Genomic DNA, 6,849 nt, shown 5'->3' with positions numbered 1-6,849 from the left:
TCGGCCTCGATCGGGTCGCCCAGCGTGGTCCCGGTGCCGTGCGCCTCGACAGCGTCCACATCGGACGGGGCCAGCCCGGCGGAGGCCAGCGCGGCGCGGATCACCCGCTCCTGCGAGGGCCCGTTGGGGGCGGTCAGCCCGTTGGAGGCGCCGTCGGAGTTGACCGCGGTGCCGCGCACGACGGCGATCACCCGGTGGCCGTTGCGGCGCGCGTCGGACAGCCGCTCCATCAGCAGCAGGCCGACGCCCTCGGACCAGCCGGTGCCGTCGGCGCCCGCGGCGAACGGCTTGCAGCGGCCGTCGGCGGCCAGGCCGCGCTGGCGGGAGAACTCGACGAACGACAGCGGGGTCGCCATGACGGTCACCCCGCCCGCCAGGGCCAGGTCGCACTCGCCCGTGCGCAGCGCCTGGGCCGCCAGGTGCATCGCCACCAGCGACGACGAGCACGCCGTGTCGATGGTCAGCGCGGGCCCCTCCAGGCCCAGCGCGTAGGCCACGCGCCCGGAGATGACGCTGCCCGCGGTGCCGCCGACCCGGTAGCCCTCCAACTCGGCCGGGACGTCGCCGCCGAGGCCGTAGTCGTGGTACATCGCCCCGGCGAACACGCCGGTCCGGCTGCCGCGCAGGCCAGACGGGTCGACGCCCGCGCCCTCGAACAGCTCCCAGGCGGTCTCCAGCAGCAGCCGCTGCTGCGGGTCGGTGGCGACCGCCTCACGCGGGGACATGCCGAAGAACTCGCGGTCGAACAGGTCGGCGTCGTGGAGGAAGCCGCCCTCGCGGGTGTAGGAGGTGCCCGCGTGCTCGGGGTCGGCGTCGTAGAGGGCGTCGAGGTCCCAGCCGCGGTTGTCGGGGAAGCCGCCGACGGCGTCGACCCCGCCCGCGACCAGGTCCCAGAGCTGGTCCGGCGAGGACACCCCGCCGGGGTAGCGGCAGGCCATGCCGACGATGACGACGGGGTCGTCGTCGACGGCCTTGGCCGTGGTGGCGGCGGCCTCGGCGGGGGCGCCCGCCTCGGCGGCCAGCCGCTCGGCGAGGAAGGCGGCGAGCGCGGCCGGGGTCGGGTGGTCGAACACCAGCCCGGCGGGCAGGCGCAGACCGGTGGCGGCGGTCAGCCGGTTGCGCAGCTCCACCGCCGTCAGCGAGTCCATGCCGATCTCCTGGAACGCCCGGGTGGGCGCGACGGCCTCCGGACCGGCGTGCCCGAGGACCTCGGCGGCCTGGGCCCGGACCAGCGCGGCCAGGACGCGGTCGCGCTCGGCGCCGGACAGCGCGGCGAACCTGGTGGCCGACCGCGACCGGGTGGCCTTGCGGGCCTTGGCGCGGCGGCTCGGGGCGGCCAGGTCGCGCAGCACCACCGGCAGGGCGGCGCCCGGGTCGCGCAGGGTGGCGCGGTCCAGGCCGGTGACCGCGACGACCGGCTCCGCCGAGGACAGCGCCCGGTCGAGAGCGGCCAGGGCGGCGGCGGAGGGCAGCGGGGCCAGGCCCAGGCGGGCGATGCGGCGCAGGTCGACGTCGTCGAGCTCGCCGGACATGGCGCTGTCGGCCGACCACAGTCCCCAGGCCACGGACGTGCCGGGCAGGCCGAGGCCCACCCGGTGCTCGGCGAGGGCGTCGAGCCAGGTGTTGGCGGCGGCGTAGTTGGCCTGCCCGGCCGTGCCCACCTGCCCGGCGATGGAGGAGTAGACGACGAACGCCTCCAGGCCCAGGCCGAGGGTCGCCTCGTGCAGGTTCCAGGCGCCGTCGAGCTTGGGCCGCAGCACGGCCTCCACCTGCGCCTCGGACAGCGACTCGAGGACGCCGTCGGCCAGGACCCCGGCGGTGTGCACGACGCCGACGAGCGGCTGCCCGGCGGGGATCTCGGCCAACAGGGCGTCGAGCTGCGGGCGGTCGGTGACGTCGCACGCGGCGAACACCGCCTCGGCGCCGTCGGCGGCCAGGGTGGCGGCCAGCTCGACCGCGCCTGCCGCGGCCCCGCCGCGGCGGCTGACCAGCAGCAGGCGGCGCACGCCGTGCCGGGTGGCCAGGTGCCGGGCCACGAGCGCGCCCAGCGCGCCGGTCGCGCCGGTGACCAGGACGGTGCCGCCGTCCAGGCGCGGGGCGGGGCGGTCCGGCTCGGCGGCCGGGGTCAGCCGGGGCACCGCGAGACCGTCCGCGCCCGCCAGCACCTGCGGCTCGCCGGTGGCGGCGGAGGTGGCGACGGCGTGGGCGAGCCGGTCCCCCGCGTCCTCGGCGAGCGGGTCGGACAGGTCGACCACCGCGACCCGGCCGGGCTGCTCGGTGGCGGCGCTGCGAGCCAGGCCCCAGACGCCCGAGGCGGTCAGGTCCGGCACGCCGCGGGCCAGCGCCCCGGAGGTGACCACGACGAGGCGGGCGCCGTCGAGCGCGGGGTCGGCGAGGAAGCCGCGCAGGTCGGCGAGGGTGGCGTGGACGACGGCGCGGGCGCGGGCGGCCAGCGAGCCGACCGGCTCGGCCGGGGCGACCGGCAGCACGACCTCGGTCGGCGCCGGGGCGCCCCCGGCGACCGCGAGCCGCAGGGCGGCGAGGTCGGGGTACCGGGTGGCGCCGGGGACGACCGGACCGGGGCCGAGGACGGCCCAGCCCGCCCGGTCGGCGTCGGTGGCGGCGGTGGCGGGCACCGGGCGCCAGGTCGGGGTGAGCGAGACGGCCGCGGCGTCCAGCGCCCCGGTGGTGGACATCGGCCGCAGGGTCAACTGGTCGACCTCGACCACCGGGGCGCCGGTGGTGTCGGCCAGGACGAGGGAGACGGTGTCGGTCCCGGTCGGGGTGATCCGGACCCTGGCCGCGGCGCCGACCGGGCCGAGCACCCGCACCCCGGCCCACCCGAAGGGCAGGGCGGGGCCGCGGGCCGGGTCGACCGCGCCGGGCAGCAGGGCGTGCAGCGCGGCGTCGAACAGCGCCGGGTGCGGTCCGTGCCAGGGGCGGCCCGGGGCCCCGACGCCGTCGGGCAGGGCGACCTCGGCGAGGATGTCGCCGCCCTGGGTCCAGGCGCGGCGCAGGCCGCGGAAGGCGGGGCCGTAGCCGTAGCCGTCGGCGGCCACCCGGTCGTAGAGGTCGTCGAGGGTGTCCACCTCGTCGGCGCCGTCGCCCGGCCACGGGTCCAGGGCGGGCGCGGTGGCGGCGGTGGCGGGGGCGAGGACGGCGGTGGCGTGCCGGGTCCAGTCCTCGTCGGTGTCGGCGGGACGGGTGAACACCTCGACCGGGCGGCGGCCGTCGGACTCGGGGCCGACGACCAGTTGCAGCAGCAGCGCGGCGCCGTCGGGGACGACGACCGGGGCGGTGGTGGTCAGGTCGGCGACGGTGTCGGCGCCCACCTGCGCGCCCGCCCAGGCCACCAACTCGACCAGGGCGACGCCGGGCAGCAGCACCGAGCCGCGCACGCGGTGGTCGGCCAGCCACGGGTGCGCGCCGGTGTCCAGACGCCCGGTGAGGACCGTGGAGGTCCCGTCGGCGACCTCGACGAGCGCGCCCAGCAGCGGGTGCGCGGCGGCGGCGAGGCCCGCGGCGGCCACGTCGGCCCCGGGGACCCGGTGCAGCCAGTAGGGCCTGCGCTGGAAGGTGTAGGTGGGCAGGGTCGGGACGACCTCGGCGACCTCGGCGCCGTCCGCGGGCCCGAACCACCGCGCCCAGTCGATCGCCGCGCCGCGGGCGTGCAGCGCGGCCAGGGCTGCGACGGGGGTGCGCGGGCCGGGGGCGGCGCGGCGCAGCGCGGGCACGACCGGCAGGGCCAGTCCCGCGCCCGCGATCAGGCCGCTGAGCACGCCGTCGGGGCCGACCTCGACCGCGCGCACCGCGCCGTGGGCGAGCACGGCGGTGACGGCGTCGTGGAAGCGGACCCCGGCGCGGACCTGCTCGACCCAGTACCCCGGGTCGGCCCAGCGCTCGGCAGGCTCCAACCGACCGGACACAGTGGACACCATCGGCAGCTCGGCCGGGCTCAGCGCCAGCCCGGAGACGACCTCGCGGAACCGCGCCAGCATCGGCTCCATCAGCGGCGAGTGGAAGGCGTGGCTGACGGTCAACCGCTTGCCCCCGCCCAGGCGCCCGACGACGCCCATGACCGCGTCCTCGGCCCCGGACAGGACGACGGACTCCGGTCCGTTGACCGCCGCGATCCCGACGCTGTCCGCGAGCCCGTCCAGCAGCGGCAGCACATCGGCCTCGGCGCGGCGGACCGCGACCATGACCCCGCCCGCGGGCAGCGCGCCCATCAGCCTGCCCCGGGCCACCACCAGCTTCGCGGCGTCCTCGACCGACATGACCCCCGCGACGTGCGCGGCGGCGATCTCGCCGACGGAGTGGCCCACCAGCACATCGGCGCGCACGCCCCAGGACTCCAGGAGCCGGTGCAGCGCGACCTCGACGGCGAACAGCGCGGGCTGGGCGAACTCGGTCCGGTCCAGGTCCCGGCCGCCGAAGACGGTGTCGGCCAGCGACCGGCCGAGCTCGCCGTCGACGGCGGCGGCCACGGCGTCGAAGGCCGCCGCGAACACGGGGAACGCCCGGTGCAGCGCCTCGCCCATACCCGCCCACTGCGAGCCCTGGCCGGTGAACAGCACGGCGGTGCGACCGGACGCGGCGGCGACGGCCTCGACACCGGGCGCACCGCCCGCCAGCGCCCGCAGCGCGGCGGCGGCCTCGGCCGGGGTCCCGGACACCGCGACCCGGTGCGGCAGCGCGGCGCGGCCCACGGCCAGCGCCCTGGCGGCGGGCAGCGGGTCGCCCCGGAGCCCGGCCAGGCTGTCGGCGACCGCGCCCGCCAGCTCGCCCAGCGCCTCCGGCGTCGCCGCCGAGAGCAGCCACGGCAGCGCGTCCGCGGCGAGCGCGGCCGGGGCCACCGGCTCGTCCACTTCGGACTCGTCGGCGACCGGCCCGGGGGCCTGCTCGACGATGACGTGCGCGTTGGTGCCGCCGAACCCGAACCCGGAGACCGCCGCGCGGCGCGGCCGGTCGACCTCGGGCCACGGGCGCTGCTCGCGCAGCAGCGAGACGGCGCCAGCCGACCAGTCCACGTGCTCGGTCGGGTTCTGCGCGTGCAGGGTCGCGGGCGCGACGCCGCGGCGCAGCGCCTCGACGACCTTGATCACGCCGCCCACACCCGCGGCGGCCTGGGCGTGGCCGATGTTGGACTTGAGCGAGCCCAGCAGCAGCGGCCGGTCGGCGGGGCGGTCGCCGTAGGCGGCCAGCAGGGCGCGGGCCTCGATCGGGTCGCCGAGGACGGTGCCGGTGCCGTGCGCCTCCACCACGTCCACATCGGACGGGACGAGCCCGGCGGCGTCGAGCGCGGCGCGGATGACCCGCTCCTGGGCCGGGCCGTTGGGGGCGGTCAGGCCGTTGGAGGCGCCGTCGGAGTTGACCGCGGTGCCGCGCAGCACGGCCAGCACGGGGTGGCCGTCGCGGCGCGCGTCGGACAGCCGCTCCAACAGCAGCACGCCGACGCCCTCGGCCCAGCCGGTGCCGTCGGCGTCGGCGGAGAACGACTTGCACCGGCCGTCGGGGGACAGCCCGCGCAGCCGGGAGAACTCGATGAACGCGGTCGGGGTGGCCATCACCGTGGCGCCCCCCGCCAGGGCCATCTCGCACTCCCCCGCCCGCAGCGCCGCCGCGGCCTGGTGCAGGGCGACCAGCGACGACGAGCACGCGGTGTCGACGGTGACGGTCGGCCCCTCCAGCCCGAAGGTGTAGGCCAGCCTGCCGGAGGCGATGCTCCCCGCGCTGCCGCTGAACAGGTAGCCCTCGTTGCCCTCCGGGGGCAGGTCCGGCCGGGAGCCGTAGTCGTTGTACATGACGCCGACGAACACACCGGTGCGGCTGCCCCGGGCCGAGCGCGGGTCGATGCCCGCCCGCTCGAAGCTCTCCCACGCCGTCTCCAGCAGCAGCCGCTGCTGCGGGTCCACCGCCAGCGCCTCCCGGGGCGACATGCCGAAGAACTCCGCGTCGAACTCCCCGACCCGGTCCAGGAACCCGCCGTGGCCGGTGGTGGAGTGCCCGGCCCGGTCCGGGTCGGGGTCGTGCAGGTCGGCGGGCCAGCCGCGGTCGGTGGGGAACGGCCCCACCGCGTCGACCCGGTCGGCGACCAGGTTCCACAGGTCCTCCGGGGAGCGCACGCCCCCGGGGTAGCGGCAGGCCATGCCCACGATGGCGATCGGCTCGGTCGCGCGGTCGGTCACCTCGCGCAGGGTGCGGCGGGCGTCGCGGGCGTCGGCGATCGCCTTCTTGAGGTACTCGCGCAGCTTGGCGTCGTCAGCCACGGTCACTCCCAGGTCCGGTGCGGTCGTGTGGTCGGTGCGGTGTGCTCATCAGTCGGGCGCCGGGGTCAGTCGAGCTCGTCCAGGAGCGCGAACAGCTCCTCGTCGCTGGCCTGGTCCAGGTCCGCCGACTCCTCCGGGCCCGCCCCGGCGGCGCCGGGCCCGGTCAGCGCGCCCAGGAGGGCGCGCAGCGCGGCGGCCACCCGGTCGCCGCCGTCGGCGTCGCCCGCCAGGGCCGCCACCAGCGGGGCGACCCGGTCGAGCCCGGCCAGCGCCGGGCCTGCCACGTCGACCACCGCGAGCCCGTCGAGGTGCTCGGCCAGCGCGGCCGGGGTGGGGTGGTCGAACACCAGGGTGGTCGGCAGGACCAGGCCTGTGCGCCCGCGCAGTTGGTTGCGCAGCTCGACGGCGGTCAGCGAGTCGAAGCCCAGCTCGGCGAAGGCCCGGTCCGGGTCGACCTCGGTGCCGCCGCCGTGGCCGAGGACGACGGCCACGGCGTCGCGGACGAGGTCGGTGACGACCTCGCGGCGGCGGGTCGGGGGCAGCCCCGCCAGGCGGGCGGCCAGGTCCGGCTCGGCCGCCG

At 78.4% G+C, this 6,849-nt stretch carries 1 protein-coding gene and 1 pseudogene; both read right to left on the bottom strand.

Going from position 1 to position 6,849, the window contains the following annotated elements:
- Positions 1–6,269, bottom strand: a pseudogene (locus GCL84_RS29825) (type I polyketide synthase); the annotation flags it as partial.
- A 65-nt stretch (positions 6,270–6,334) separates the two neighbouring features.
- On the bottom strand, positions 6,335–6,849 hold a 515-nt coding region (locus GCL84_RS05105; protein ID WP_156754185.1), incomplete at its 5' end, for an acyl carrier protein.

The sequence above is a fragment of the Actinokineospora pegani genome (genome assembly GCF_009745975.1).
GTDB classification, from domain to species: Bacteria; Actinomycetota; Actinomycetes; order Mycobacteriales; family Pseudonocardiaceae; genus Actinokineospora; species Actinokineospora pegani.
Note: the sequence above shows the minus strand (reverse complement) of the source record. Positions and strands in the feature narration are given on the sequence as shown.